The sequence below is a fragment of the Enterobacter sp. 168J2 genome (assembly GCF_034107265.1).
Taxonomy (GTDB): domain Bacteria; phylum Pseudomonadota; class Gammaproteobacteria; order Enterobacterales; family Enterobacteriaceae; genus Enterobacter; species Enterobacter nematophilus.
Genome location: NZ_JAWNEB010000008.1, coordinates 76,194 through 102,695, shown reverse-complemented (window position 1 = coordinate 102,695; position 26,502 = coordinate 76,194). Strand labels below are relative to the sequence as shown.

Annotated in this window: 28 protein-coding genes; 8 read left to right on the top strand and 20 right to left on the bottom strand. The window is 54.9% G+C overall.

Annotated features, from left to right (window positions below):
- Positions 1–25: 25 nt before the first annotated feature.
- The gene (gene pyrE, locus USG84_RS18800) at positions 26–667 is read left to right on the top strand and encodes an orotate phosphoribosyltransferase (RefSeq protein ID WP_041911672.1); all 642 of its coding nucleotides are present in this window, start codon (positions 26–28) and stop codon (positions 665–667) included.
- A gap of 41 nt (positions 668–708) precedes the next feature.
- Here pyrE and slmA read toward each other — a convergent pair whose 3' ends face one another.
- From slmA to coaBC, 3 genes are all read right to left on the bottom strand, one after another.
- On the bottom strand, positions 709–1,305 hold the full coding sequence (gene slmA / locus USG84_RS18795) for a nucleoid occlusion factor SlmA (RefSeq protein WP_028015015.1): 597 nt from the start codon (positions 1,303–1,305) through the stop codon (positions 709–711).
- A gap of 121 nt (positions 1,306–1,426) precedes the next feature.
- Positions 1,427–1,885 (bottom strand): dUTP diphosphatase, encoded by a 459-nt coding sequence (dut, locus tag USG84_RS18790; protein WP_015570042.1) that lies wholly within the window; start codon positions 1,883–1,885, stop codon positions 1,427–1,429.
- Positions 1,863–3,074, bottom strand: coding sequence for a bifunctional phosphopantothenoylcysteine decarboxylase/phosphopantothenate--cysteine ligase CoaBC (gene coaBC / locus USG84_RS18785; RefSeq protein WP_151412695.1), 1,212 nt, complete (start codon positions 3,072–3,074; stop codon positions 1,863–1,865). The genes dut and coaBC overlap by 23 nt, the downstream gene beginning before the upstream one ends.
- A 173-nt stretch (positions 3,075–3,247) precedes the next feature.
- On the opposite strand from coaBC, the gene radC reads away from it, so the two are divergent.
- The 4 genes from radC (at position 3,248) to mutM (ending at position 5,440) form a co-directional block, all read left to right on the top strand.
- Complete coding sequence (radC, locus tag USG84_RS18780) at positions 3,248–3,913, top strand: RadC family protein (RefSeq protein WP_151412662.1); 666 nt, start codon at positions 3,248–3,250, stop codon at positions 3,911–3,913.
- Positions 3,914–4,131: 218 nt separating this feature from the next.
- A complete protein-coding gene (gene rpmB, locus USG84_RS18775; RefSeq protein WP_002436699.1) occupies positions 4,132–4,368 on the top strand; it encodes a 50S ribosomal protein L28 in 237 nt (78 codons plus the stop codon).
- Positions 4,369–4,390: 22 nt separating this feature from the next.
- The gene (gene rpmG / locus USG84_RS18770; protein WP_003024094.1) at positions 4,391–4,558 is read left to right on the top strand and encodes a 50S ribosomal protein L33; all 168 of its coding nucleotides are present in this window, start codon (positions 4,391–4,393) and stop codon (positions 4,556–4,558) included.
- Positions 4,559–4,630: 72 nt separating this feature from the next.
- Positions 4,631–5,440: a bifunctional DNA-formamidopyrimidine glycosylase/DNA-(apurinic or apyrimidinic site) lyase gene (gene mutM, locus USG84_RS18765; protein ID WP_151412663.1), complete on the top strand. Its 810-nt coding sequence runs from the start codon at positions 4,631–4,633 to the stop codon at positions 5,438–5,440.
- A gap of 2 nt (positions 5,441–5,442) precedes the next feature.
- On the opposite strand, the gene coaD is transcribed toward mutM, so the two are convergent.
- The 7 genes from coaD to rfaQ all read right to left on the bottom strand — a co-directional run bounded on the left by coaD (position 5,443) and on the right by rfaQ (position 12,335).
- Positions 5,443–5,922 (bottom strand): pantetheine-phosphate adenylyltransferase, encoded by a 480-nt coding sequence (coaD, locus tag USG84_RS18760; RefSeq protein ID WP_061096635.1) that lies wholly within the window; start codon positions 5,920–5,922, stop codon positions 5,443–5,445.
- A 3-nt stretch (positions 5,923–5,925) separates the two neighbouring features.
- Positions 5,926–6,696, bottom strand: a complete 771-nt coding sequence (locus USG84_RS18755; RefSeq protein ID WP_151412664.1) for a glycosyltransferase family 2 protein — start codon at positions 6,694–6,696, stop codon at positions 5,926–5,928.
- Positions 6,696–7,970: a lipid IV(A) 3-deoxy-D-manno-octulosonic acid transferase gene (waaA, locus tag USG84_RS18750; RefSeq protein ID WP_028015020.1), complete on the bottom strand. Its 1,275-nt coding sequence runs from the start codon at positions 7,968–7,970 to the stop codon at positions 6,696–6,698. Before waaA ends, USG84_RS18755 begins: the two co-directional genes overlap by 1 nt.
- Before the next feature lie 66 nt (positions 7,971–8,036).
- On the bottom strand, positions 8,037–9,026 hold the full coding sequence (locus USG84_RS18745; protein ID WP_061096633.1) for a glycosyltransferase: 990 nt from the start codon (positions 9,024–9,026) through the stop codon (positions 8,037–8,039).
- A gap of 11 nt (positions 9,027–9,037) precedes the next feature.
- Positions 9,038–10,138 carry a glycosyltransferase gene (locus USG84_RS18740; protein WP_151412665.1) on the bottom strand — a complete coding sequence of 367 codons (1,101 nt, stop codon included), beginning with the start codon at positions 10,136–10,138 and terminating at the stop codon, positions 9,038–9,040.
- A gap of 2 nt (positions 10,139–10,140) precedes the next feature.
- Positions 10,141–11,268 (bottom strand): glycosyltransferase family 4 protein, encoded by a 1,128-nt coding sequence (locus USG84_RS18735; protein ID WP_151412666.1) that lies wholly within the window; start codon positions 11,266–11,268, stop codon positions 10,141–10,143.
- Positions 11,265–12,335 carry a putative lipopolysaccharide heptosyltransferase III gene (gene rfaQ, locus USG84_RS18730; protein WP_151412667.1) on the bottom strand — a complete coding sequence of 357 codons (1,071 nt, stop codon included), beginning with the start codon at positions 12,333–12,335 and terminating at the stop codon, positions 11,265–11,267. The genes USG84_RS18735 and rfaQ overlap by 4 nt, the downstream gene beginning before the upstream one ends.
- Before the next feature lie 150 nt (positions 12,336–12,485).
- Here rfaQ and USG84_RS18725 point away from each other — a divergent pair, with 150 nt between their 5' ends.
- Positions 12,486–13,442: a polysaccharide deacetylase family protein gene (locus tag USG84_RS18725; protein ID WP_151412668.1), complete on the top strand. Its 957-nt coding sequence runs from the start codon at positions 12,486–12,488 to the stop codon at positions 13,440–13,442.
- Between the two features lie 27 nt (positions 13,443–13,469).
- Here the strand turns inward: USG84_RS18725 and USG84_RS18720 are convergent, their stop codons facing one another.
- Genes USG84_RS18720 through rfaD form a run of 6 tightly spaced genes read right to left on the bottom strand, consistent with a single transcriptional unit; the run spans position 13,470 to position 19,655 of the window.
- The gene (locus USG84_RS18720) at positions 13,470–14,681 is read right to left on the bottom strand and encodes an O-antigen ligase family protein (protein WP_253540234.1); all 1,212 of its coding nucleotides are present in this window, start codon (positions 14,679–14,681) and stop codon (positions 13,470–13,472) included.
- The gene (locus USG84_RS18715; RefSeq protein WP_151412669.1) at positions 14,669–15,577 is read right to left on the bottom strand and encodes a glycosyltransferase family 2 protein; all 909 of its coding nucleotides are present in this window, start codon (positions 15,575–15,577) and stop codon (positions 14,669–14,671) included. Before USG84_RS18715 ends, USG84_RS18720 begins: the two co-directional genes overlap by 13 nt.
- A gap of 5 nt (positions 15,578–15,582) precedes the next feature.
- Positions 15,583–16,683: a glycosyltransferase family 9 protein gene (locus USG84_RS18710; protein ID WP_151412670.1), complete on the bottom strand. Its 1,101-nt coding sequence runs from the start codon at positions 16,681–16,683 to the stop codon at positions 15,583–15,585.
- 3 nt (positions 16,684–16,686) lie between these two features.
- A complete protein-coding gene (gene rfaC, locus USG84_RS18705; protein WP_151412671.1) occupies positions 16,687–17,670 on the bottom strand; it encodes a lipopolysaccharide heptosyltransferase RfaC in 984 nt (327 codons plus the stop codon).
- 3 nt (positions 17,671–17,673) lie between these two features.
- Positions 17,674–18,720 carry an ADP-heptose--LPS heptosyltransferase RfaF gene (gene rfaF / locus USG84_RS18700; RefSeq protein WP_116342993.1) on the bottom strand — a complete coding sequence of 349 codons (1,047 nt, stop codon included), beginning with the start codon at positions 18,718–18,720 and terminating at the stop codon, positions 17,674–17,676.
- A gap of 2 nt (positions 18,721–18,722) precedes the next feature.
- Positions 18,723–19,655, bottom strand: coding sequence for an ADP-glyceromanno-heptose 6-epimerase (gene rfaD / locus USG84_RS18695; RefSeq protein WP_151412672.1), 933 nt, complete (start codon positions 19,653–19,655; stop codon positions 18,723–18,725).
- 215 nt (positions 19,656–19,870) lie between these two features.
- Between rfaD and kbl the strand changes: the two genes are divergently transcribed.
- A complete protein-coding gene (gene kbl / locus USG84_RS18690) occupies positions 19,871–21,067 on the top strand; it encodes a glycine C-acetyltransferase (RefSeq protein WP_253540236.1) in 1,197 nt (398 codons plus the stop codon).
- Between the two features lie 9 nt (positions 21,068–21,076).
- Entirely contained in the window at positions 21,077–22,105 is a 1,029-nt protein-coding gene (tdh, locus tag USG84_RS18685; protein ID WP_042717745.1) for an L-threonine 3-dehydrogenase, read from the top strand.
- A 27-nt stretch (positions 22,106–22,132) separates the two neighbouring features.
- Here tdh and USG84_RS18680 read toward each other — a convergent pair whose 3' ends face one another.
- From USG84_RS18680 to envC, 4 genes are read right to left on the bottom strand one after another with little or no spacing between them, the layout of a single operon-like run.
- Complete coding sequence (locus USG84_RS18680; RefSeq protein ID WP_253540238.1) at positions 22,133–23,047, bottom strand: hypothetical protein; 915 nt, start codon at positions 23,045–23,047, stop codon at positions 22,133–22,135.
- 15 nt (positions 23,048–23,062) lie between these two features.
- Positions 23,063–24,268, bottom strand: a complete 1,206-nt coding sequence (locus USG84_RS18675; RefSeq protein WP_151412673.1) for a glycosyltransferase — start codon at positions 24,266–24,268, stop codon at positions 23,063–23,065.
- A gap of 20 nt (positions 24,269–24,288) precedes the next feature.
- Positions 24,289–25,239: a divergent polysaccharide deacetylase family protein gene (locus USG84_RS18670; RefSeq protein ID WP_151412674.1), complete on the bottom strand. Its 951-nt coding sequence runs from the start codon at positions 25,237–25,239 to the stop codon at positions 24,289–24,291.
- Positions 25,240–25,242: 3 nt separating this feature from the next.
- Entirely contained in the window at positions 25,243–26,502 is a 1,260-nt protein-coding gene (envC, locus tag USG84_RS18665) for a murein hydrolase activator EnvC (RefSeq protein WP_231940812.1), read from the bottom strand.

Below are 26,502 nucleotides of genomic sequence, written 5' to 3'. Positions count from 1 at the left end.
CAGAAAAAACCAAAGGAGCGAATCCATGAAATCGTATCAGCGCCAGTTTATTGAGTTTGCGATTAATAAACAGGTACTTAAGTTTGGCGAGTTTACGCTGAAATCCGGGCGTAAGAGCCCCTATTTCTTCAACGCCGGGCTGTTTAATACCGGGCGCGATCTGGCACTGTTAGGCCGTTTCTATGCCGAAGCGCTGGTGGATTCCGGAATTGATTTTGACCTGCTGTTTGGCCCGGCCTACAAAGGCATTCCAATTGCGACGACCACTGCAGTCGCGCTGGCAGAACACCATGACCGTGACGTGCCGTACTGCTTTAACCGCAAAGAGGCCAAAACCCACGGTGAAGGCGGTAATCTTGTGGGCAGCGCGCTGCAGGGCCGCGTGATGCTGGTCGACGACGTGATTACCGCAGGCACCGCGATCCGTGAATCTATGGAGATTATCCAGGCCAACGGTGCGACGCTGGCTGGCGTGCTGATTTCTCTGGATCGTCAGGAGCGTGGTCGCGGCGATATCTCTGCTATCCAGGAAGTAGAGCGTGATTACAGCTGCAAAGTGACCTCTATCATCACCCTGAAAGACCTGATTGCGTATCTGGAAGAGAAGCCAGAGATGGCGGATCATCTGGCGGCGGTTCGGGCGTATCGCGAAGAGTTTGGCGTGTAATTGAATTGCCCGGCGGCGCTACGCTTACCGGGCCTGCGGTGCTACTGCAGCTGCGCTGCCACTAACGGCCAGCGGGCGTCAAAATCGTCCGTTGGTCGGTATTTAAATTCGCTGCGCACAAAGCGGGAGAGCATGCCTTCACAAAACGCCAGGATCTGGCTTGCCAGCAGTGTCTCATCCGTATTGTATCCTTCGCCTTCACGCATTTTCTTCTCGCGCAGCACCTGGCGCAGCTGTGCTTCAATACGCTCGAAAAGCTGATTGATGCGGCCCTGCAGCCTGTCCTGCTCAAACATCAGCGCGTGGCCGGTCAGGATACGGGTTAATCCCGGATTGCGTTCCCCAAAGCCCAGAATTAGCAGCACAATCAGACGCAGACGCGCGGTGGTGTCTTTTTCGTCTTTCAGAATCAGGTTAATGCGCGTAATCAGACTGTCTTCAATAAACTCGATCAGGCTGTCGAACATTTTTGTTTTGCTGGGGAAATGACGATACAGTGCCGCCTCAGACACGCCCACAGAGGCGGCCAGTTTGGCGGTGGTGATGCGTTGACTGCCATCGCTGGATTCAAGCATCAGAGCCAGAGATTGAAGTATTTCTTCGCGACGATTCCTTTTCGCGGTTTGTTTTTCTGCCATGTTACAAAATACCCCTGAAAAATAAGCACTTGCCAGGCTGGCATCCACACAGCGACCGCAAACTGACGTTTGCGGTTTGTTATTGCGTTATGGCGCTGCGAGATACGTGTGTGTCGGGCGGTTATTTGCGCCCGGAATGGCCGAAGCCGCCTTCGCCACGGTCGGTGGCATCAAAGTCTGCCACCAGGTTAAATTCTGCCTGTACCACCGGTACAAAAACCATCTGCGCGATACGCTCGCCCGGTTCAATGGTGAAGCTATCCTGGCCACGGTTCCAGACGGACACCATCAGCTGACCCTGGTAATCGGAGTCGATCAGGCCGACCAGGTTACCCAGCACAACGCCGTGCTTATGGCCCAGACCAGAGCGCGGCAGGATGACTGCCGCCAGAGACGGGTCAGCAATGTGGATCGCCAGGCCCGTCGGGATCAGGGTAGTGGCACCGGGCGCCAGTTCTACGGCGTCATCGAGACAGGCGCGCAGGTCAAGTCCGGCAGAGCCGGAGGTGGCATAGGTTGGCAGCGGGAATTGCTCGCCAACACGCGGGTCCAGAATCTTAACGTCGATTTTTTTCATCATAACGGGTAACGATCTCGTCCAGTAATTGTTGGCCCAGGAGTTCCTTGCGCTCAAGCGGTAAGATTTTATCTCCATCCTGCCAGAAAAGGTGCAGTGCGTTGCTGTCGCTATTAAATCCTTGCGTGGCCAGCGATACGTCGTTCGCGCAAATTAAATCGAGGTTTTTGCGGGTACGTTTTTGCCGGGCATATTCTTCCACATTATTCGTTTCTGCGGCAAATCCAACAACGTAAGGACGATGGCTTTTTAATGCGGCGACTCCGGCAACAATGTCCGGGTTTTTCACCATTTTCAGTGTTAATTCATCGCCTTGCTTTTTGATTTTAGACTCGGCGATGGTCTCGGCGCGATAGTCTGCCACGGCCGCACAGCCGATAAAAATCTGCTGGCGTTGCGCATGAGCCTGCACGGCGGCTTCCATCTCCAGCGCGGTGGTGACATTAATGCGCTGCACAAAAGGTGGCGTAGGTAGCGAGACCGGGCCGCTGACCAGCGTGACGTTAGCACCGCGTTTTGCCGCTGCGGCAGCAATTGCAAAGCCCATTTTGCCGGAGCTGTGGTTGGTGATGTAGCGCACCGGATCCAGCGGCTCGCGCGTCGGGCCCGCGGTAATCATGATGTTGAGATGTTGCAGGTCGTTGACAGGCGAGAAATGAGCGGCGGCCATATCGACAATCGTCAACGGGTCGAGCATACGCCCTGGGCCAACGTCGCCGCAGGCCTGGCTGCCGCTGTCCGGGCCCCAGATAAGCAGGCCGCGCGAGGCCAGCGTCTCCAGATTATGCTGAGTCGCGGCATTGCGGTACATCTGCTGGTTCATGGCGGGCACAACGGCGACGGGCGCAGGCGTCGCGAGGCAAATGGTCGAAACCAGATCGTTCGCCATACCGGCCGCCACGCGGGCAATTAAATCTGCCGTGGCAGGGGCAAGAATCACCAGATCGGCCCATTTACCAAGCTCAATATGCCCCATCGCGGCTTCGGCGGCCGGGTCGAGCAGGCTGTCAGATACCGGGTAGCCTGAAACCGCCTGCAGGCTCAGAGGGGTGATAAAGGCTTTACCGCCTTCGGTTATCGCGACCCGCACGTCCGCCCCGCGCTCGCGAAGACGACGCACCAGCTCCGGCGCTTTATAGGCAGCAATGCCGCCGCTCACGCCAAGAACGATTTTTTTACCGGCCAGGCTCATCATGATTCTTTCCTGTTGGGTTTCACCAGAGAGCGGGCATTTTATCACAATCCCAAATAGGGGGTGATGAAGTCCTTTATTCACTTTGCGAGGCGCTACGCAAGAACGAAACCTCAGCGTCGAGCCCCGGATTTGCCTGTGGCAGCATAATGGCAAACAGAAGGAGGCCGGGCATGGAAGAGACTGAACTGCTGCTACCGCGCGAAAAATTGCTGCGTCATGGCGTCACGTTATTAAAAGATGACGAACTGCTGGCGCTCTTTTTACGTACAGGTACGAAGGGAAAAACGGTATTTACGCTGGCGAGAAATCTGATAGACCATTTTGGTTCACTACATGGTCTGCTGACAGCCGAACTGGAGGAATTTACGCACGTAGAAGGCATTGGCGTCGCGAAGTATGCCCAGTTACGGGGTATTGCTGAGCTTGCCCGGCGATTTTATAACGTGCAGATGGAGGAGCAAGATCCGATCCTTACCCCTGACATGACCCGCGAATTTTTGCAAAGCCAGCTATCCGGTCTGGAGCGGGAGATCTTTATGGTGATCTTTCTCGACAACAGGAACCGGGTACTGAAGCACAGCCGCCTGTTTTCGGGTACACTGAGCCACGTTGAGGTACATCCGCGTGAAATTGTGCGTGAAGCGATAAAAGTGAATGCAGCGGGCGTGATCCTCGCGCATAATCACCCCTCTGGCTGTGCAGAACCGAGCAGAGCTGACAAAGAAATCACCGAACGCATTATCAAATGCTGTCAATTCATGGACATTCGTGTGCTGGACCATCTGATAATTGGCCGCGGAGAGTACATTTCTTTTGCAGAACATGGCTGGATTTAGGCTATTTCTCGCGATCCATCGGGATCTTTGTCTGTTCGGGACTTGAGCACACCGCCGAGTCAGCGTATACTACGCCACCTTTGAGAATCTCGGGTTTGGCATTTGGGCCTGGCAATCGAGAGTTCACTTAGAACTACGCGATGACCGGGCTGTAAAGCCTGACGAGGCGCCGATACCCCATACGAAGCTCGAGCTAATTTGATTTTTGGAGAATAGACATGTCCCGAGTCTGCCAAGTTACTGGCAAGCGTCCGGTGACCGGTAACAACCGTTCCCACGCACTGAACGCGACTAAACGCCGTTTCCTGCCGAACCTGCACTCTCACCGTTTCTGGGTTGAGAGCGAGAAGCGTTTTGTCACCCTGCGCGTATCTGCTAAAGGTATGCGTGTAATCGATAAGAAAGGCATCGATACAGTTCTGTCTGAACTGCGTGCCCGTGGCGAAAAGTACTAAGTACTTAAAGAGGAAATAAATCATGGCTAAAGGTATTCGCGAGAAAATCAAGCTGGTTTCTTCTGCTGGTACAGGTCACTTCTACACCACCACGAAGAACAAACGTACTAAGCCGGAAAAACTGGAACTGAAAAAATTCGATCCAGTTGTACGCCAGCACGTACTGTACAAAGAAGCTAAAATCAAATAATTTTAGCCTCCTTGTATTGAAAAACCCCGCAACTGCGGGGTTTTTTGCATTCTGCATCTCAACGGAGGAACCATGCCTGAATTACCTGAGGTAGAGACCAGCCGTCGCGGCATTGAGCCCCATCTGGTCGGCGCGACTATTCTTCATGCTGTCGTTCGCAATGGACGACTGCGCTGGCCGGTGTCCGATGAGATCCACGCGTTAAGCGACAAACCCGTCCTTAGCGTGCAGCGCCGCGCGAAATACCTGCTGCTGGAGCTGCCTGACGGCTGGATTATTATCCATCTGGGAATGTCCGGGAGCCTGCGCATCCTGACCGAAGAACTGCCTGCGGAAAAGCACGACCATGTTGACCTGGTAATGAGCAACGGCAAAGTGCTGCGCTACACCGATCCAAGGCGCTTTGGCGCGTGGCTGTGGACAAAGGAGCTGGAAGGTCACAACGTGCTGGCGCATCTGGGCCCTGAGCCGCTTTCAGACGCGTTTAACGCGGACTACCTGAAAGAGAAGTGCGCGAAGAAAAAGACCCCGATTAAGCCCTGGCTAATGGATAACAAGCTGGTGGTCGGCGTGGGGAATATTTACGCCAGCGAATCGCTGTTCGCGGCCGGGATCCATCCCGATCGGCTGGCTTCGTCGCTGTCCGTGCAGGAGTGTGAGCTGCTGGTTCGGGTCATTAAAGCCGTGCTGCTGCGCTCGATTGAGCAGGGCGGGACCACGCTGAAAGACTTCCTGCAAAGCGACGGTAAACCGGGCTATTTTGCCCAGGAGCTGCAGGTGTATGGCCGTAAAGGTGAGCCATGCCGGGTATGCGGGACGCCGATCGTTGCCGCGAAGCACGCCCAGCGCGCCACGTTCTACTGCCGCCACTGTCAGAAATAGCGCTACTTTAGCTTTTCCATCAGCGCCTGGTGGACGTTATCCGGCAGGAAATGGGTAACGTCCCCGTGATGGCGCGCCACCTCTTTCACCAGTGTGGACGAGATAAACGACCACTCTTTTGACGGCATCAGGAATACGCTTTCCAGCTCCGGCATCAGGTGGCGGTTCATATGTGCCAGCTGCATCTCATACTCGAAGTCTGCCACCGCGCGCAGGCCGCGAATCAGAATATTGGCCTGCTGGGCGCGGGCGAAATTGGCCATCAGGTCGCTGAACCCGACGACTTCAACATTCGGCAGGTGAGAAATGGCATCAGTGGCAAGCTGCACGCGCTCGTTGAGATCAAACATCGGCTTTTTGCTTGGGCTGGCGGCAATCGCCAGGATCACCTTGTCGAACATGCCCGCCGCACGGGTAATGATGTCAAGATGACCGTTAGTGATCGGATCGAAGGTACCCGGATAAATCGCTTTTGTGCTCATGGCTCACGTTTTCTCTGAGTAGCCGCGGCAGAGCGCCCACAGCTCGGTGTATTTGTTGAAAGTATACTGGGCATTCACTACCGCCAGTAACCAGCCCTGCTTACCATCCAGCACGCCACCGCGCAGCAGCAGCGTTTTCAGAAACGCGCCCAGCGTGTGGGTGAAGATTCCCGTCAGCGAAGCCTTCTTGCCCCTCTGGTGACGCTCCTGCGCCCATGCGGTGGCATAGTTAAGCTGCTTTTGCTGGAAGCTGGCGAAATCACGGCAGGTCAGGTGCAGCAAATCACCCGTCAGGGGGATGACCTTGGCGCCGTCGCAGGCCAGTGACTCATGGACAAGGTTGTCGTTGTACTGATAGCGCTCGCGCTCGTAGAGGCGCATTACGCGATCTGGATACCAGCCGCTGTGGCGCATGAAGCGGCCAAGGAAGTAGTTGCGACGCGCGATGCTGTATACGGCGCCAGGCTGGGGTGAGGAAAGCATCGCCTGAATAGCCTGCTGAAGCTCCGGTGTGATGCGTTCGTCGGTGTCGAGCATCAGCACATAATCACCGGTGGCATACCCCTGCGCACGCTGGCGCTGGATGCCATAGCCTTGCCAGTCAGTATCGGTAAAAACTTTTGCGCCCGCAGCCCGGGCGATGTCCACCGTGTTGTCCGTGCTTCCGGAGTCGAGAATAACAATTTCGTCAGCCCAGGCGACGGAGGCCAGGCAATCCGGAAGCAGGTCGGCGGCGTTTTTGGCGATCATGACGACCGACAGACGCGTAGACATTAGTGGCTCCGCTGAGGCAGATAAGGTTGCAGAAGCTGCAGCAAACGGGTGAGTGCGCCCTGGTTCTGGTGCAGCACTTCGACGGCGTGGCGACCGTACCACAGGCGGTAATCTTCGTCCGTCAGCAGGGTCGATACTTCTTTGACGACCGAGTCCGCATCGGTCACGGTAATTAAACCATCGGCCTGCTGCAATTTAGCGCAGATATCTTTGAAGTTAAACGTATGTGGACCCATCAGCACAGGAATGGCGTGGGCTGCCGGCTCCAGCGGGTTATGGCCTCCGCGCTCCACCAGGCTGCCGCCAACAAAGGCGAGATCAGCAATGCCGTAGAGCAACATCAGTTCGCCCATCGTATCGCCAATCACCACCTGGGTACTGCCGGAAGGGATCTCTCCGCTGCTGCGCAGGGTGAAGCTGAAGCCGCCTTTCTGCACCATTTCGCGGGCGTCTTTAAAGCGTTCGGGGTGACGAGGCACCAGAATCAGCAGTAGGTCCGGGAAGGTTTCCAGCAGCTTGCGGTGCGCCTGCAGGATAATCGCCTCTTCGCCCTCGTGAGTACTGGTCGCGATCCAGACCTGCCGACGCGGAGCCCACTGGCGGCGCAGCGTGATGGCGCGGGCGGCCAGTTCAGGGGTAACGGAAATATCGAATTTCAGGCTGCCGGTCACGGCAAGCTGGTTGCGCTTCAGGCCCAGGGAGATAAAGCGCGCCGCGTCTTCTTCGTTCTGCGCGGCAATCAGCGTGATTTTGCTCAGCAGACGGCGCATAAATTTGCCCAGCTTGCCGTAGCCTTTTGCCGAGCGCTCTGACAGGCGCGCGTTGGCGATCACCAGCGGAATTTTACGGGCATGCAGCGCGGAAATCATGTTCGGCCACAGCTCGGTTTCCATCACGATCACAAGCTTCGGGCGAACGGTATTCAGGAAACGATTCATAGCGCAGGGCAGATCGTATGGGAGGTAGACGTGATGAACGTCTTTGCCAAACGCGGATAACGCGCGCTCCGAGCCGGTTGGCGTCATGGTGGTGACGGTAATCGGCAGAGACGGGTAGCGGTGGCGCAGAGCGCGAACCAGCGGGATCGCCGCCAGCGTTTCACCGACAGAAACGGAATGCAGCAAAATACCGTCCGGGGCGACTTTATTGCGGCAAAAGCCATAGCGTTCAGCCCAGCGTTTACGATACGCAGGCGCTTTACGGCTACGAAGCAACAGTCTCAGCCACACCAGTGGCTGAATGATATAGAGCAGGGCGGTATACAACAATTCCAAGCGATTATCCGTCTTTTTAGTTTCGGCGGGCAAATTCTAAGCATTTAAGCCAGGTAAAGCTATCTCTTATGCCAGATACCGTTTTAAACGGAAGTAGCGTCGGCCCAGGCGCCAGCGCAAACGCGGGCTTTTGGCACTTTTCCAGATAAGCTTCCAGATCCCAGTGTCGAAGAACTCTTTGATAATCATTGTTTTCTTCGTCTCATCCTTCATATTGTCGAAGGTATGAATGATCCCGAGCCCCTCTTTGGCGATTTGCCAGTGGCAGGCGGGGATATTTTTCACTTTATCCGGATAACGCTGGTTAATGGCATCAAGCATCTGCAGGATTTTCATGTAGTGGCGCGCGGAGCGAATCAGCGTGTCGTCATTATCCGGCATGTGCGATACCGAGGCAGAGTGAATGTAATAGTCATAAAAGCGTTCGCTGGTGTACTGAACGCGCTCTGCGGCCAGCAGCACCTCGGTGGTCCACGGGATATCCTGATGACGCAGGCCGGGTTCGAAATGGAAACTGTGTTTACGAATAAAATCGTGGCGATAGATATTAAGCCAGGTCACGTGCAGGAACTTACGTGAATCCAGCGCCATCTTTAGCCATGCCGGGCCCGTCATAACGCCCGTCGAGGCGAGTTTATCCTCAGGGAAGATAGGACGAGACGGTTTCTTATCATTTTCCCAGACGTAGTTGCCGTTGCAGGTGGCGACGTCCAGATCCTGCGTAACGGCCATATCCAGCAGACGCTGGTACATGCCAGGTTTGAAGACGTCATCAATATCCGGGAAAGAGAGATACTGACCGGTTGCAACGGCCAGGCCGGTATTCCGCGCGATGGAAACGCCCTGGTTTTGCTGTTCAATCACCTGCATCTGCGGCAGTTTTTCACGCCAGCTTTCGACGATCTGCATTGAGCGGTCAGTCGAGCCGTCATTGACAATGATGACTTCCATGCTGTCGATGCGTTGATTCACAAGGCAGGTAAAGAACTGATCCAGAAAAGCTTCGCCGTTATAAACGGCAACCACCACGCTTAATAATGGCGCTGAATTTTGCATAAGAAACCTGATTATTTTTGATTGTCGACCAAAGCAATGTACTGCTGGCAAATGGCATTGATACCGAACGACGAAATCGTTGCATCGCCAACGACCGGCGGGGCGGTATAAATATCTACCAGGGTTTTTGCCAGTGAGGCGTCATTTAGCTCTGCCAGCCCGCGCGCTAAGTCGCCGGTGAGGATTTCTGCGGGGCCACCCGGACAATTGGTACTGACCGGTGGCGTCTGGCAGATAATGGATTCCACCAGCACATTACCAAAACCTTCGCAGTCAGAACTTAACACTAAGAGGCGTGCCCCTTTAATCCAGGGGTAGGGGTTGGAGTCGAAGGGACGGAAAACCGTTTTGTTTTCAATACCCAAGTCGCGGGCAAGCTGTTTGAGCTTTTGAATTTTGGCTTCGGAGCCATTGCCCATCATGACAAGCGTAGTGTCAAGCTGGCTCTGCGCGAACGCGCGCAAAAGGCGGTCGTGGCGTTTGTGTTCATGGAAGCGGCCGACATGGATGATGTAATCCTTCCCTTGCATCTCGAAGGGGGCATCCGCCAGACGCTGAATTTCAGGGATATCAAAAGGATTGTGGATAACCGCTTTACGCCGGAGTTTGAGAGCCAGCGTCTCGGAAAGATCTTTCAACACGGCGCCTGAGACGGCGACAACGTTTCGGTTTTCGTAGGTATGACGAATTTTAAGATGTTTAAACCAGCGCGAAAGCCCGCTGCGATGGCGAAGATAAGAGAACGAGAACATGCCATGCACGCAGAACCAGACCTTATCGCGTTCCAGCGCGCGGCAGTGCGCCACAATGCGGTCCGTTTTGTGCAGATGAGAGAACACAACGTCAAATTTTCCGCTGCGCTCAGCCCGCTCAATTGCCCGATCCAGCAGGTGGGCCCGGCGTTGGATCTCCGTCAGCTTGCGCCACGGTTTTTTGCAGGTATCCTGAACCACCTGATAATCAATGCCTTCCGGGATGGCGTAATCACACACTTTCCGCAGAGAGAAAAGGGAGACCTGATGCCCCATCTCTGTTAATCCGCTGGAAAGTGTAAGAACCGTTTTTTCAGCTCCCCCACCGGGTAAACCATCAATAATCATTAGGATGCGCATTTTTAATCCAGTAATTTTTGATAAAGCGTAATAAGCTGACTTGACAGTTTCTCAGGGGTGGCATCTTTAACACGTTCACGCGCCGCTTGCCCCATATTGTTATTTTTTCCCAGAGAAGGGGTAGCAGCAATCGCTTCCTTCAATGTGTGGATATCAAGTGCGTCACAATAAAATCCGTTCCGGCCTTGCTGAATAAATTCGGCACCTCCACAACTTTCTGAAGTAATGACGGGCAATCCGCAGGCCATCGCTTCAAGAATGACGTTTGGAAAGGGATCATACAGCGTTGGCAGCAGTAAACCATCGGATAGCTGATAAAAAGGCAGCGTCTCTTTTTGCATCCCCAGGAAGCGGATTTGACCTTCGCAGCCTAATGAGCGGGCGAGGTCGCGATAACGGCTTTCTGCTTTATCCTGTCCCACCACAATCAGCCAGGCTGCTGTGCCTGCGATAGCGCGTATAGCGCTGGCCAGGCCTTTTCGTTCAAACCCTGACCCAACGAAGCAAAATATTACGGCATCGGCTGGCAAGCCAAACTGCTGACGTAGTGTAATACGCTGTGCCTCTTCAACCGGAACGAAACGGGTGGAATCTATTGAATTATAAATCACATGTATTTTTTTTGCGTCAATATCAAAGTCTTCTACGATTTCGCGTTTGATCATCTCCGCATTACAAATAACCGCTTTCAACTCGGGCGCCTGGTACATTTCACGTTCGGCGTGCATCACGTAGCGGTGATAGCGGTCGACCATCAGCATTTTCGCGCGCCAGGCGGGCAGAATGCGCGCGCGCTGCAGCAGCCAGCGTCGATGTACGCCATCGCCAGCGCGGTAGATGTCACAGCCCGGAATACGCTCGTGGCTTTGCACAATATCAAACTGCTGCTGTTGCCACAGCGCCCGGGCGGCATGGGCAAAACCACGCTCGCGGCTGATGCGGCCCCATTTGCGCGGGTCGCAAATATGGATATGCCAGTCGGCCTGCTTTTCGCCCTGCCATTCACGCGTAATGACGTTGAGTTCAAGATTCTGGTTGCTCAGCGCGGTGAGAGCACGTGAAACGAAGCGCTCCGCCCCGCCGTCAGGGCGATACTTTTGGCGAACAATCGCCAGACGATGGTGTTTCATGACAGATATCTCCTTGCAGCGGAGACGACAGCATCAACAGGAATGGCGTCGAGATAGCGTTCTTTCGTTTTGGTATCAATAGCGTCGGGATCGGGAAGGGGACCGTAGTCGCCAGCCCAGATGACTTCACCGTTGACCTGCCATGGAGACCAAAACGTCAGTTTGGAAGGGCCAAACAGCGCCACGCAGGGCGTCTGCAGCGCGGCGGCCATATGCATCGGAACGGAGTCAACGCCAATAAAAAGACACGCATGATCGATGAGTGAGGCCAGCTGACGCAACGTGAGCTGGCCCGCCAGCGAGACGACTCCCGTGTTCGGTGAGGCGGCGAGAATGCGATCGATCATCGCCAGCTCTTTTTTATCCGGCCCGGCCGTGAGGACGACGGTATGCCCATCCTGCTGCAGCGCGGTGATGGTTTCCGCCATTTTGCTCTCATCCCAGCATTTGAAGAACCAGCGTGACGTTGGCTGGATGACGATGTAGTTATCGCCCACTCCTTTTTGCACCAGCTGCTGGCGGGCGTGGTGCCAGTCTTCTGCGCTGTAGGCCATGGTAACAGCTGGCTCAGGCGCGACCTGTAATGGCGACAGAATGGAGAGATTTTGTTCGACGGTGTGCAGGGATTTGTGATTTGCAACAGAGACTAATTCGCTATGGCAGAAACGCCAGAAGGGATTGTTGCGTTTGTTAAAGGCGAATCCGAGGCGAACCGGCGCACCGGTGAAGCGGGTGACGATAGCGCTACGCCACTGATCGGCAAGATTAATCACCAGATGATAATGTTGCTTTCGTAACGCGCAGAGCAGCTGCCACTCCTTTTGGAGGTGCTTTAACGTGCCCAGCTGCTTCCATTTACGATCGATGCCATAAATGGTGCCAATTGCCGGATGTGCGGCGAGCATATCGCGCGTTTCTTCATACAACAGCACGTCAATTTGCGCGTGTGGCCATTTTTGACGTAACGAATCAATGACGGGAGTGGTCAATAACATATCGCCATGATGGCGGAGTTTGATCAGTAAAATGCGCAAATCAGGCGTGTCAGGTAAGTTATTCATCATCATCTTATCGGCGTTGTACTGTTGGCAATTCTAATAGACCTGGTAGCGACTTGCACTCTTTCTCCATAATCTCAGGAATTTCCCAGGAAGGGTTTACTCAGGCTTTGGAGAGTGCGTAACATAGCGCTAACTTCCCTGTCATGCGGACTCATTATGAAAAAACCAGCGTTTATCATCACGATTGATACTGAGGGCGATAATCTCTGGCAGAATCACCGCGTCATTAAAACGGAAAACGCGCGCTACCTGGCCCGGTTCCAGGCCCTGTGTGAGCGTTTTGGGTTTAAGCCCGTATGGCTGACAAACTATGAGATGGCAATCGAGCCCGTTTTCATTGAATTCGCCAGGGACGTGATAGCTCGCGGGCAGGGGGAGGTGGGAATGCACCTTCACGCATGGAATAGCCCCCCTGAGCACGATCTCACGGGAGATGACTGGCGATGGCAGCCGTATCTGATTGAATTTTCAGACGAGGTGATGCGTGAGAAAGTGCTGTTCATGACCCGCCTGCTGGAAGAGACATTCCAGACCAAAATGCTGAGCCACCGCGCCGGGCGTTGGGCATTTGATAGCCGCTATGCAAAATTGCTCGTTGAGCTGGGCTACCAGGTTGATTGCTCCGTGACGCCGCGCGTGAACTGGCGCAACGCGAAAGGCGCCCCGCAGGGCAATGGCGGAACGGATTATCAGCATTTCCCCGACCATGCCTATTTTATGGATTTAGATACTATTTCCCGGGCAGGTAATAGCCCCTTACTCGAAGTGCCGATGAGCATTCAGTATAAACATCCGGCCTGGCTGAATACGATCAAACAGGGATACGATCGGCTTCGCGGTAAATATCGTTCGCCCTCCGTGAACTGGCTACGACCGACCGGTGGCAATGCCTCGCAGATGATTCAGGTGGCGCAGCAATGCCTGTCGCAGGGAAAGGATTATGTGGAGTTTATGCTGCATTCCTCGGAATTTATGCCGGGTGGAAGCCCCACGTTTAAAGATGAGGCGGCGATTGAAGGGTTGTATCAGGATCTGGAAATGCTCTTTAGCTGGTTATCCGACAAGACGGTTGGGATGACGCTGGCGGAGTTTTATCAGTACAAGAAAAAATAATGCCCGCATGGCGGGCATTATCGCTTATTAACGTTGTCTGGTTTGCGAGAGTGGAGTGCTCAGGGCAAACACAGTAACAAAAAATATTAAGGCTTCTGAACTCAATAAAATGACGTCCGTCAGACCATAGAGTAATAAAAGAAGCATCGTTGTCAGCAGCAAACCATTTCTGTTTTTAAGTGCGTGAGCGAACATCGAGACGAAGAAAAAGAGTAATATCGCTATACCCGGAAGCCCTTGCAGAGAGTATTTTTCGATAAATTCATTGTGTAGATGTATTTTTAAATAGCCAAGTGCACTGATTAGATTAGGATGTCCATCATTAATATAATGCTGCGTCCAGAAATACCTTTCTTCTAATGATTGCCCTAATGGATGTGCAAGCCCATTCTGAATACCTACATTCCACATGGTAAAACGAGAGCCAAGTGAGGTGCTGTCAACACCACTTTCATATTTCTCAAGTTCAGCCTGTGCTTGCATAATCTTGGGTGAAATTAATGGCTTGTAACTAACGATAACTACACCTGCCACAATACATAAAAAAATCAGCATTGATTTTAGGTGAATTCTTCTGAAGTGGTAGAGCGTGAGCACAATCGCCAGAAGCAAATACAGCCCCATTGCGGCCCGTGTACCCGTTAAGAGAATGACAAAATAAGATATTAAGACGATGAGCCCTGCAGCAGCATACAGCTTTATGTTTTTTTGTAGGTAAAGGCCATATACAAACGCCAGTGATAGTACAGAGTAAACATAGGCCGACACGGTCGCACGATTTATGGCCATCTCGATACGCCCCATACCTTGCGAGGCCTGCCATAAGCCATAGCTAGTGGCAAGTACAAACCCCGCGCCAGAAGCGTATAAGAAATATCTCTGAAAGGATGCTTTATCAATGTAAGACTTAAACCGGTCAAGATAAAAAACGAGAATGCTCGATAAAATCAGTTTTTTACTGGCGCCCAGATAATCGCTGTAAGCATTTAAACCTTCGCTGTGATATTCGTACACCATATACCAGACAAGATTGAGCAGCCCAATCAGCAAAATGGGTAGCGCGATTGAAAAGGGGCGCAGGGTAATTTTTTTATATTCGCAAGCTAAGCCGATAATGCTGGCATAAACCGCAATATAGAAAAATTCGCGTTGTTTACCTGAGCTCAGCAGCGCCAGTGCAAACGAAATGAGGCTCAAAATCAGCGTCAGCTGATAGAGCCGCAGTTTTACTTTTTCCATAATGCCTCAATGACCCTTTTTTTGTAGCTGAAACGTACATCTCTGGAGAAGAAAAAAGAGAAAGAATAAAGTGCATTCACCCGCTGCTTAACCAGTTTGAGCTGCGGGTCGGTCAGATGTTGCCGATGGTTACTGTAGATATCAAACCAGTGGCAATCAACAAGATGCTTAAACGAGCGCGAGAATGTTTTTTCCATCTGTAACGTACATTCAACGAGCGTAGTGATTTTACCGGCGTCGAGACGGCTCGATAAACTGTCGCTGCGTTTGATGTAATAATAGTGCCCCTGACGCTGGTAGAATATTTTACCCGCTTGCATCAGCATGCCGGGAAATACCGCGAAATCCTCATAACAGACCATTGAAGGGATCGGATTGCTTGCATACAGTTTGCGATGCACGAATTGCCCGATGAGATGCGCCTGAAAATCTTTGTGCTGTAGGAAACGCTTTATTGCATCGCTTTGCGACAATATGGCAGGCGTGAATCCCTGCCAGTCGGAGGTGATTTTCCGCATGTCCCGTATTTCCAGCAGGCGCGTCAGCAACATATCAGGCCGCTCTGCTTTCAGGAATGCGACGGCGTCCCGGATGCTGCCTGGTTTCAACAGGTCATCGCTATCCAGCATCGTAATGTATTCGCCTGATGCGAGAGAGACCGCACCGTTTCGAACATGTCCTACGTTACGATACTCAACGTATTGGGATTGCGCATGCGGAAGCTTTGGCAACCACGCCTCAATAATATCCTGTGTGGAATCATTGGAACTGTCGTTAACGATAATAACTTCTACATCATCGCCTGTATTCTCGATCGCGTTTTGCAGACTTTCCAGCGTGGCGTGAAGCGTGTTTTCGGCATTATGTGCGGCAATAATGATGCTGAGAAAAGCCATAGTAATTAGTTTCCCTGAGCATCAAAGGCAGAATTTGCTGTTGGCAGTCCGCAAATGAAATGTTTGAGTTCGTCCAGCGATTCATCTGTTACCGCGAAGAGTTCTTCCCGGCCTTGTGAGAAATAATAACGCGTTTCAAAAACATACGAGCAAATGTTGTCATCGTTGCCAATCAGCAGCACGTTGCCAAGCGGGCGCTGCTCGTAGTGACAGCAAGGACCGAACAGTAAGACAACCGGCACTCCCACTGCATCGGCGATATAGACATTTCCGGAGTCGGATGCGATATAGCAGTCCATTTTAGAAATGGCCCACGGAAGCTCTTCAAGCGAGATCTTACCAATCAGATTAATAAAGTTGGGCAGTTCACCGTAAGCGCGGGTGATGTCATCCATCCACGACTGTTCATTCGGAGCACCAAAGACATAAAACTCGCAGGGCAGGTCGGCGAGATGATCGGCAATTTGCTTCCAGATGACCGGCGGAACGGTTTTTGCTTTATTCCCCGCGGCCACGCTAATGCCAATGCGGATCGCGCCGGGTTTATCAAGGATTGCCGGGTAAGTCGCGGGTTTAAACAGGGGCTTTGTGGCGTGCTTTGGAGAGTCCTGCCACGTCAACGAACGGTCGGCCAGCTTCAGGTAATTGGTCACTGATAGCGTTTTTTTGCCGTGCTCAACGGTACCGTCGGCGGTGAGATAGAAAATCCCGTGATACCACCTGCGCGTGTATGTGCTTAAAAATTGCTTGTTTTTGGCGTTACACACGGAGGCGAAAAAGAGATTCACGCTGTTAGGCTGCAGGAGATAGACGTTGTCATAGCGGTTCATGATCCTGCAGGCAAAGCGAAGCTTTCGCCACAGGTTACGCTTATGCTGCTCGATAAAAAAAATCTCTTCGATCGTCTCATCATGCTTCGCCAGCGCGCCTACGCCGCGGCTGATGAGCACGTCGCTTTTCTGCAGCCAGGCCAGAAGAGGCGTTGCATTAACAAAATCGCCGATTTTGGCTGTCTGAATGACCAGGTTTTTCCCTGTCTCTTTGCGGAACAGCTTCCGGATAAGCTTCACCGGAAAGAGTAAAATCAGCAGAAATACGTAACTCATGGGTTAAATATCCCTGTTGGAAAGCCAACGGCTGCCCTGTAAAAATGAAAAAATCTCATCTGCGCTGATATCCTTCGTTTGCTGAGTCGGGCTGACCATCTGATGCTGGTTTTTGCCATAGCCCCCGATCAGGCCGGGATCGGTCGGGCCAAAAAGGGTGATATTTGGACGATCCAGCGCCGCGGTTAAATGACTTAAACCCGTATCTACGGAAACGACGGCGTTAGCGCCTGCCAGCTCTGCGGCAACCTGCGCCAGCGTGAGTTTGGGTAAAACCTCTACGTGGGTAAAGCCTGCTGCCAGACGCTCCGCACGCTGCCGCTCATGCTCAGCGCCCCACGGGAGTTTAATATGGATACCGGAAGGTTGCATTAGTTCAATCAGCCTTCGCCAGTGCGTTTCCGGCCAGTGCTTATCGTCACGCGTTGTGGCATGCAGGAAGACAAGATAAGGCTGAGCACAGGGATCTGTATTGCGCAAAAAGTGCTGCGCAATGGCGTAGTCGCCCTGCGCTTCCGGTTTCGCATAGCCGAGGCTTTTCGCAAACAGCTCGCGGGTGCGTTCTACGGCGTGTTGCTGCTTTGCGATGCGGTGGCGGCGGTTATAGAACAGGCTCGCCAGCGGTTCGCGGGCGGTGTGCCAGTCCATGCCGTGCTTTACGCCATGCGCCAGACGCGTGACCAGCGCGGCGCTTTTCACCAGCCCCTGGGCGTCGATGATTGCGTCGTAGCGCTGCGCCTGCACCGTTTCACGGAAGGCTTTACGCTCGGCTTTAATCGGCGCGGAGAACCACGCTTTGCGCCAGCGGCGAATCGCGACCGGGATCACGCGGTCAACCGCTTCATGCCAGGTGGGGATCTGCGCGAAGCCTTCTTCTACTACCCAGTCAAAACGGATGCCGGGAATGGCCCGCATGGCGTCCGTCAGCGACGGCAGCGTATGCAGCACATCGCCCATTGAGGAGGTTTTAACGATCAGTACCCGCATCCGTTATCCTTCTTCGCTCAACAGCAGTTCATTGAGCTCTTCGAGAACGCGCTGCGGGGTAATATCGATCAGGCTCTGATGGTAGCCTTCTGCGGCATCGCCTTTGCGTACCTTGTGGTAGCCGGTGATCAAACGGATTACGCGCGCCTTGTGCGACAGCGGCGGCGTGAAGTCCGGGCTGCTTGGGCCATACAGCGCAACCAGCGGACGATCCAGCGCGGCGGCGACGTGCATCAGGCCAGAGTCATTGCTGACCACGGCCTTACAGGCGGCGATCAGGATAACCGCCTGCTCGAGCTGCGTTTCCCCAGCCAGGTTACGGCACCAGGCCTGCTGCTCGTTGCTCAGCGTGGCGAGAATTTCGTTGCCCGCCTCGTGGTCCTTCGCCGAGCCAAACAGCACAATCTGGTAGCCTTCGTCGATCAGCTGTTTCGCCAGTTCGGCGTAGTGGTAGTGCGGCCAGCGTTTTGCCGGACCAAATTCCGCGCCGGGGCAGAAGCCAATCATCGGGCGTTCAGACGAAATGCCAAACGCGTTGCAGGTATGGGATTTCTCCCCGTCGTTAACCTGCAGCTGCGGCCACAGCAGCGGCTGAGGCAGGTCTTTCGCGCTGCGCATCACCCCTTTGTCGTAGGCCAGCGCCACGTAGCGCTCCACCATCAGCGGCCAGGCCTCTTTATCCAGCACCCGCGCGTCGTTCAGCAGGCCGTAGCGCATTTCGCCGCGCCAGCCGGTACGGTGCGGGATGCCCGCAAAGAAAGGCACCAGGGCGGATTTAAAGGAGTTTGGCAGGACATACGCCCGGTCGTAGCGCTTCTCGCGCAGGCTATGACCGAGCTTGCGGCGTTCGCCGATTTCCAGCGCCCCGTGGCCAAGCGGCATCGGGATCGCCTCGTTCACTTCCGGCATACGCGATAGCAGCGGACGGCACCAGGCGGGTGCCATCACGTCGATTATCGCCTGGGGATAACGCGCCTTGAGCGTGCGATAGAGACTTTGCGACATCATCATGTCGCCCACCCATGACGGGCCGATCACCAGAATCTTCATACTTATGCGTCGCGGTTCAGCCAGGCCATATATTCCGTTACGCCTTCGGCAACGGTCTTGAACGGCTTGTCGTAGCCTGCGGCGCGCAGGTTGGTCAGGTCAGCCTGGGTGAACGCCTGGTAGCGGCCTTTCAGCTTATCCGGGAACGGAATGTACTCGATGCTGCCTTTCTTGTGGTACGCCAGCGTTGCGTCAGCCACCGCCTGGAAGGATTCCGCGCGGCCTGTGCCGAGGTTAAAGATACCGGAGACACCGTTTTCCCAGAACCACAGGTTAACGGCTGCCACGTCGCCCACGTAGACGAAATCACGCTTAAAGCCGTCGCTGCCTTCGAACAGTTTCGGGCTCTCGCCGTTATTCAACTGGGTATTCAGGTGGAATGCCACGCTCGCCATGCTGCCTTTGTGGCCTTCGCGCGGCCCGTAGACGTTGAAGTAGCGGAAGCCGACAACCTGCGAGTTCGCTTCTGGCAGAACCTGACGCACGTACTCGTCGAACAGGAACTTGGAGTAGCCGTAGACGTTCAGCGGCTGCTCGTACTCGCGGGATTCGATGAAGTCCGAGGTGCGGCCGCCGTAGGTTGCCGCGGAGGAGGCATACAGGAACGGAATTTCACGCTCCAGGCAGTAGTGCAGGAGCTCTTTGGAGTACTGATAGTTGTTGTCCATCATGTACTTGCCGTCCCACTCGGTGGTGGATGAGCACGCACCTTCGTGGAAGATGGCTTCGATCTCGCCGAACTCTTCACCTGCCATAATCTGGATAAGGAAGTCTTCTTTATCCATATAGTCAGCGATGTTCAGATCCACCAGGTTAACGAACTTGGTGCCGTCTTTCAGGTTATCCACCACCAGGATGTCGGTGATGCCTTTGTCATTGAGGGCCTTGATAATGTTGCTGCCGATAAAGCCCGCGCCGCCGGTAACGATGATCATAACTGTAACCTTTAAAGTGTGGAGCCCGGGGACAATCCCGGACGCTAATATTCATATCATATCATTAGTATGGCGACCCTTCAGCCATTCACCGATATGCAGCAGGGTTACACGTGATTTATGCTGCAAAAACGAGAAGAGATACTGCGTCATCTCGTCATGAACTATAGGTTTGGGTAATATGTGCCGAAATTTGCCGAGTCTGGAGAATTGCAATGCGTGGTGATTTTTACAAACAGTTAAACAGCGACCTCGACACCGCACGTGCGGAAGGGTTGTTCAAGGAAGAGCGTATTATCACGTCTGCTCAGCAGGCGGACATCACCGTTGCCGACGGCAGCCATGTGATCAACTTTTGTGCGAACAACTACTTAGGTCTTGCGAATCACCCTGAGCTGATTGCCGCTGCAAAAAACGGCATGGACACCCACGGTTTCGGCATGGCCTCCGTACGTTTCATCTGCGGTACGCAGGACAGCCACAAGCAGCTTGAGCAAAAGCTGGCGAGCTTCCTTGGGATGGAAGACGCGATCCTGTACTCCTCCTGCTTCGACGCCAACGGCGGTCTGTTTGAGACCCTGCTCGGCGCAGAAGATGCGATTATCTCCGACGCCCTGAACCACGCCTCCATCATCGACGGCGTACGCCTGTGTAAAGCGAAGCGCTTCCGCTACGCCAACAACGACATGGTTGAGCTGGAAGCGCGCCTGAAAGAGGCCCGCGAAGCGGGTGCTCGCCACGTGCTGATCGCCACCGACGGCGTGTTCTCCATGGACGGCGTGATCGCCAACCTGAAGGGCGTGTGCGACCTGGCGGATAAATACGACGCGCTGGTGATGGTCGATGACTCTCACGCGGTCGGCTTTGTCGGCGAAAACGGTCGCGGTTCCCACGAATACTGCGACGTAATGGGCCGCGTGGACATCATCACCGGTACGCTGGGCAAAGCGCTCGGCGGCGCGTCCGGCGGCTATACCGCCGCGCGTAAAGAGGTGGTTGAGTGGCTGCGCCAGCGCTCTCGCCCGTATCTGTTCTCCAACTCCCTGGCGCCGGCGATTGTGGCCGCCTCCATCAAGGTGCTGGAGATGGTGGAGTCCGGGGCCGAACTGCGCGACCGCCTGTGGTCCAACGCCCGTCTGTTCCGTGAAAAAATGAGCGCCGCAGGCTTCACCCTGGCCGGTGCTGACCACGCGATCATTCCGGTGATGCTGGGCGATGCGGTCGTCGCGCAGCAATTTGCCCGCGAGCTGCAGAAAGAAGGGATCTACGTCACCGGGTTCTTCTTCCCGGTGGTGCCAAAAGGTCAGGCGCGTATCCGCACCCAGATGTCTGCGGCGCACTCGCCTGAACAAATTGAATGTGCGGTGGAAGCCTTTACCCGCATCGGTAAACAGCTGGGCGTAATTGCCTGAGGACGTGTGATGAAAGCGTTATCCAAACTGAAAGCGGAAGAAGGGATTTGGATGACCGACGTGCCGGAGCCGGAAGTCGGTCATAACGATCTGCTGATCAAAATTCGTAAAACGGCTATCTGCGGTACTGACGTTCACATCTACAACTGGGACCAGTGGTCGCAGAAAACTATTCCGGTACCGATGGTTGTCGGTCACGAATATGTCGGCGAAGTGGTCGGTATCGGCCAGGAAGTGAAAGGCTTCAAAATTGGCGATCGCGTCTCCGGTGAAGGCCATATTACCTGCGGCCACTGCCGTAACTGCCGCGGTGGACGCACGCACCTGTGCCGCAACACCGTCGGCGTGGGCGTAAACCGTCCGGGCTGCTTCGCGGAATACCTGGTGATCCCGGCGTTTAACGCGTTCAAAATCCCGGACAATATCTCTGACGATCTGGCCTCCATCTTCGACCCGTTCGGCAACGCGGTACACACCGCGCTCTCCTTCGACCTGGTGGGTGAAGACGTGCTGGTCTCCGGCGCGGGCCCAATCGGCATTATGGCGGCTGCCGTGGCGAAGCACGTGGGGGCGCGCAACGTCGTGATCACCGACGTGAACGAATACCGCCTGTCGCTGGCGCGCAAAATGGGGGTCACCCGCGCGGTGGATGTCTCCAAAGAGAGCCTGACCGACGTGATGGAAGAGCTGGGCATGACCGAAGGCTTTGACGTGGGTCTGGAGATGTCCGGCGCGCCACCGGCGTTCCGCACCATGCTCGACACCATGAATCACGGTGGCCGTATCGCGATGCTGGGTATTCCGCCGTCAGATATGTCCATCGACTGGAACAAAGTCATCTTCAAAGGGCTGTTCATCAAGGGCATCTATGGCCGCGAGATGTTCGAAACCTGGTACAAGATGGCGGCGCTGATCCAGTCCGGGCTGGATCTGTCCCCGATTATTACTCACCGTTTCTCCATCGACGAGTTCCAGCAGGGCTTTGACGCGATGCGTTCCGGCCAGTCAGGGAAAGTGATCCTGAGCTGGGATAAGTAATAAAAAAGGGGCCAGCGGCCCCTTTTTTTACTGATTCTTTTTCTCTTCGTCCGTCAGATAACGCACCTTGCGGGTGTAATCCTGACCTTTGAACAGCAGCTTATTATCCGGCGATTCAAGATACTTCTGCCATTCGGAAAGCGGGAAACCACCGTGCGCGCCAATCACCTCTTTCGGCACAACGGCTTCCTGACCACCGATCTTCTTGGAGACCGGCCAGTTCATCCAGTCGCCCAGGTTAACCGTTTTTAAATCCAGCATGTCCAGCAGCGCGGCGAGCGGCAGCTGATCGGTCGGCGGCTGCGTGTCGTCCATCAGTTCCCAGGTATCCTGGAACAGCGTCAGCCACAGCGGGCAGATACGGCGCCAGGTCTTTTTGGTGGCGGCAAGAAACGCGCCGTTAACGTGATCGACCAGATACGGACGCACCGTCTCTTTGTAATACGCCGGCACTTTCTCCGCTGGTGCGCCGTCCAGTTTGGCAATCATTTTGCCCTGACGGAAGCTGGAGTAGATGTGCATATCGGCCATGTTAATCTCTGGCATCTTCAGCAGGTTGAGATCGGAGTCGATCATCAATACCCCTTCGCCGCGCGCCTGCAGCGGAGCGTTCAGCTTCACCAGACGGCTGAGGTAGATCTGCTTATAGCGGTAACTTTCCTCGCGTACCGGAAGGGTAAGCGTAACGACGCGGGTTTTTGGCGGCAGTTCACCGAAAGCGGATTCAGGCTGATCGCTGACGATAACAATTTCGCTGACGCCGGTGGCATAACGCTCTGCAAAGGTCGCTGACAACAACGCTTCTTCCACGAAATCCGCGCCCGTACACGGAATCACGATGGAATCCACCGCAACGAGATCGCGCGTGACCGGAAGGGAAGCGTACGGAATGTTATGTCGCCCGGTGATGTGGCGGTAGCGAGCATTCAGGAATTTAAACATGTTCTTCTCGTTTGGTTATTGCGCGCCAAGAACGGCCTCGACACCGTTAACATAGCTTTCAATGGCATACACGTTGCAGACATTCTGATACGCGGCCGCGGCGAGCCGGGCGCGCAGATCGGGATCCTGCCAGATATTATCCAGATGTTGAGCAAGTTTCGATACATCGCTCCACGGGAAAAGCAGCCCGGTCGACTCGTGATCGATCAATTCTGCCGTGCCGGTCACCTTTGAACCAATGACGGGAATGTTCAGCAGCATCGCTTCCAGCACGACGCGGGGCAGGCCTTCGCTCTGGGAGGCCAGAATAAACGCGTCAAAGGTGGCGAGATAGTCAAAAGGCGTGTTCTGGAAACCGGTAAAAATCACGTGTTCAGCAATACCCAGCGCGTCAGCCTGTGCCGCCAGCGCGCCGCGTTCAGCCCCTTCACCGACCAGCACCATCTTCCATTTTGCCTGCGGATGCTTCTGGCTGAACTGGGCCAGCGCCTCCAGCGTGTGGTGGTTGGCCTTGCGAGGGATAAGCGACCCAATGCTGCCGAACACAAAGGTGTCGTCATCAATGTTCAGACGCTGGCGCATGGCGCGTCGGTCGGGCAAAGGCTGGTGGATGTCGATGGCGTTGTTGACCGTTGTACACAGCTCGGGCCGGACGCCATGCTGAAGTAACACGCGCTCAACGCCGTGCGAGACGGCGATGATTTTTGTGGCATGGGCATTCACCAGCTTCACCAGCGGCGGCGTCAGCACCGGCTCAATGCGGCAGTGCTGGATGATCCGCGCATGCAGCTTCGCGCCCGCCAGATAACCCTCTTCGTTAGAGCCTGGCTGGTTGTTCATGTACAGCGTATCAAAACCGCCTTCCCGAAAAATCGTCTCGATCTTGCTGACGTTGGGGCGAATGCGCCAGAGGGTATCAATATGGCGCGTAAACGCCTTCCGGGCGCTGCGGGAGAAAAACAGCAGGCTGCGACCCAGCTCTTTTGCGATTTTCGCCCATGCAGGCTGTTTATGCTGGGGAATCACAATTAAAGGAATACCAATGCCGTTCAGCACCTGGCCGATGGTTTGCCCTTCGGCCCGGCTGTAGTCGCTGTAAAAACAACAGGTAATATCGAACTTCTCGCGGTTAATGCGCTTCAGAAGTTCGAGCATGCTGTTGGTGCCTCCTCCCCACTCTTTACCGGTATCGAGGAGCAGAATTTTGTATCGTTGCGGCATTGTTCTACCTTAATCGCCCGTCACTGGGACTGGTTCGCTGAGACTTTTTTACCCCATCCCTGCCACTGGTGCTGGAAGTATTGCACCAGCGTACTCTGGCTCACGCTTTCGCTGATGACCGCGAAGAAGCGGGTTGCAGGCACCGGTTCAGGCGGTTTTTTCAGCGTGCAGTTCTTCACGCCGCGGAACGGATTGCGCGGCTGCGTGGTGGGAGGTTGTGCGCTACCCGGACGAGACGTGTCCACCTGCGGTTCATTAAGCAGATCGCTCGGGCGTACCAGCGTGATATCGGCGGGTAAGGTCGGCAGCATTTGCTGTAAAACGCGAACGGTAGACGGATGCGGGTGCCCGATGGCAATGGCCGAACCGTTACGACGCGCCAGCGCTACCGCGCGGTTAAACTGTACGCGGATATCCGCTGCGTTTTGGGAGTCGTCCAGGAAGACTTTACGCTTAATGACCTTTACACCCGTACCCTGAGCGGCACGCATCGCCTGGCTGTTGCCGATGGTCATACTGTCGAGGAAATAGAGATTGTAACGCTCCAGCGCCTGCATCACTTTCAGCATACCGTACAGGCTGGAGGTCATCGCGCTGCCCATATGGTTGTTCAGACCCACGGCATACGGCACTTTGTTGTAGGCGTCGCGGATGATGCGCTCGATCTCATCGCTGCTCATATCCGGGCGCAGGGTATCTTTTTCCAGCGGCTGCTTGCTGAGCGGTGCCATCGGCAGATGGATGAGCACCTGATGACCGCTATTGTGGGCTTTGGTTGCCATCTCATGCGCGTGTGGCGCATTCGGCAGGACGGCGACGGAGATGGCTGACGGCATCGCCAGCACCTGATTTTCATAGTGTGGACGATAACCGAAGTCATCAATCACAATCGCGAGTTTGCCTGCATATACCGGTGCAGCCAGCGCCAGCGCGCTGACGACGGAGAGAACCATTTGACGAAACTGAAGCAAAACTTATCTTCCCAACCACGGCTGTGGATTGACCGCCTGACCCTGACGACGAATTTCGAAATAGAGTGACGGGCGGCCCTGACCGCCACTGCTGCCCACAAGGGCGATGGGTTGGCCGGCGCGCACCTGGGTGCCGACGCTGACCAGCGCGCTCTGGTTGTAGCCGTAAAGACTCATGTCGCCTTTACCGTGTTCGACCACTACCACAAGCCCGTAACCCTGCAGCCAGTCGGCCAGAATAACGCGGCCATCGGCGATGGCTTTCACTTCGCTACCTTCAGACGCACCGATAACGATCCCTTTCCAACGTAGCTCACCCTGCAGCTGTTCGCCATAGCGATGCAGAATAGTGCCGCGAACGGGCCAGTAGGCCTGGCCGCGAGGGGAGCCCAGACCGCCGGTACGCGACATCAGGGAACGTTCGCTTTCGCTTGGCTTGTAGGTGGTCCCTTTGCGGGAGGCTTCCTGCTGCTTGTCGCGAACCGCCTGCGCCTCGCGGGCCTCTTTTTCAGCGCGCGCCTTCGCTGCGGCTTCCGCACGGGCAATGCTGTTGCGCAGTTTTGATTCGTTGGCGCGCATTTCGCTCAGCTGGCTCTGTCCTGCCTGAATGGAGGACTCAAGACCGGACAGCGTTTTCTTGCGCTCGTTACGGGCCTGCTCGAGTTTTGCCTGCTGCGCTTTTTGTTCGTAGAGCAACGTCTGCTGCTGGCTCTGCTTCTCTTCCAGCTCCGCTTTTTGGGTGGAGACCTCTTCACGCGTCTGCTTCAGCTGCGCGATCGTCTCCTGACGCGCCTGGTTCAGATAGCCGAAATAGGCCTGCAGGCGCTGGCCGCGCTGGCTCTCTTCACCGCTGAGGATCAGCTGGAGTCCGGTATGTTCACCCTGGCGGAATGCGGCATCGAGCTGAGCCGCGAGGTTGCGCTCCTGCGCATCACGCTGGCGCTCCAGTTTGGCAATCGACGCGTTCATCTCGTCGATCTGTTTGTTCAACTGGGTGAGGGTGTTTTGCGTTTCACGGAGCTTACGTGCGGCAGCGGAGATGGCCTCTTCCTGCTGCTTAAGCTGGGCGAGCAGGGTGGCGCGCTGCTGTTGCTGCTGGCGTACCGCACGCTCTTTGGCGGCGATATCGGCCTGAATGGATTTAAGCTGGTCGCGGTCATCCGCGTGGGCGGATGCGGCGCACAGCAATACGCCAGCGCTGAGTGCGCTGGCGCAAAGCAGAGGTCTGACTGATAACCTAAGCGGCTTCACGACCCATGTGAT

Bases quoted from the DNA above. Each gene is read 5' to 3' on its own strand.
- pyrE (WP_041911672.1), top strand. From the start codon at position 26: ATGAAATCGTATCAGCGCCAGTTTATTGAGTTTGCGATTAATAAACAG.
- slmA (WP_028015015.1), bottom strand. From the start codon at position 1,305: ATGGCAGAAAAACAAACCGCGAAAAGGAATCGTCGCGAAGAAATACTT.
- dut (WP_015570042.1), bottom strand. From the start codon at position 1,885: ATGATGAAAAAAATCGACGTTAAGATTCTGGACCCGCGTGTTGGCGAG.
- coaBC (WP_151412695.1), bottom strand. From the start codon at position 3,074: ATGAGCCTGGCCGGTAAAAAAATCGTTCTTGGCGTGAGCGGCGGCATT.
- radC (WP_151412662.1), top strand. From the start codon at position 3,248: ATGGAAGAGACTGAACTGCTGCTACCGCGCGAAAAATTGCTGCGTCAT.
- rpmB (WP_002436699.1), top strand. From the start codon at position 4,132: ATGTCCCGAGTCTGCCAAGTTACTGGCAAGCGTCCGGTGACCGGTAAC.
- rpmG (WP_003024094.1), top strand. From the start codon at position 4,391: ATGGCTAAAGGTATTCGCGAGAAAATCAAGCTGGTTTCTTCTGCTGGT.
- mutM (WP_151412663.1), top strand. From the start codon at position 4,631: ATGCCTGAATTACCTGAGGTAGAGACCAGCCGTCGCGGCATTGAGCCC.
- coaD (WP_061096635.1), bottom strand. From the start codon at position 5,922: ATGAGCACAAAAGCGATTTATCCGGGTACCTTCGATCCGATCACTAAC.
- USG84_RS18755 (WP_151412664.1), bottom strand. From the start codon at position 6,696: ATGTCTACGCGTCTGTCGGTCGTCATGATCGCCAAAAACGCCGCCGAC.
- USG84_RS18745 (WP_061096633.1), bottom strand. From the start codon at position 9,026: ATGCAAAATTCAGCGCCATTATTAAGCGTGGTGGTTGCCGTTTATAAC.
- USG84_RS18740 (WP_151412665.1), bottom strand. From the start codon at position 10,138: ATGCGCATCCTAATGATTATTGATGGTTTACCCGGTGGGGGAGCTGAA.
- USG84_RS18735 (WP_151412666.1), bottom strand. From the start codon at position 11,268: ATGAAACACCATCGTCTGGCGATTGTTCGCCAAAAGTATCGCCCTGAC.
- rfaQ (WP_151412667.1), bottom strand. From the start codon at position 12,335: ATGATGATGAATAACTTACCTGACACGCCTGATTTGCGCATTTTACTG.
- USG84_RS18725 (WP_151412668.1), top strand. From the start codon at position 12,486: ATGAAAAAACCAGCGTTTATCATCACGATTGATACTGAGGGCGATAAT.
- USG84_RS18720 (WP_253540234.1), bottom strand. From the start codon at position 14,681: ATGGAAAAAGTAAAACTGCGGCTCTATCAGCTGACGCTGATTTTGAGC.
- USG84_RS18715 (WP_151412669.1), bottom strand. From the start codon at position 15,577: ATGGCTTTTCTCAGCATCATTATTGCCGCACATAATGCCGAAAACACG.
- USG84_RS18710 (WP_151412670.1), bottom strand. From the start codon at position 16,683: ATGAGTTACGTATTTCTGCTGATTTTACTCTTTCCGGTGAAGCTTATC.
- rfaC (WP_151412671.1), bottom strand. From the start codon at position 17,670: ATGCGGGTACTGATCGTTAAAACCTCCTCAATGGGCGATGTGCTGCAT.
- rfaF (WP_116342993.1), bottom strand. From the start codon at position 18,720: ATGAAGATTCTGGTGATCGGCCCGTCATGGGTGGGCGACATGATGATG.
- rfaD (WP_151412672.1), bottom strand. From the start codon at position 19,655: ATGATCATCGTTACCGGCGGCGCGGGCTTTATCGGCAGCAACATTATC.
- kbl (WP_253540236.1), top strand. From the start codon at position 19,871: ATGCGTGGTGATTTTTACAAACAGTTAAACAGCGACCTCGACACCGCA.
- tdh (WP_042717745.1), top strand. From the start codon at position 21,077: ATGAAAGCGTTATCCAAACTGAAAGCGGAAGAAGGGATTTGGATGACC.
- USG84_RS18680 (WP_253540238.1), bottom strand. From the start codon at position 23,047: ATGTTTAAATTCCTGAATGCTCGCTACCGCCACATCACCGGGCGACAT.
- USG84_RS18675 (WP_151412673.1), bottom strand. From the start codon at position 24,268: ATGCCGCAACGATACAAAATTCTGCTCCTCGATACCGGTAAAGAGTGG.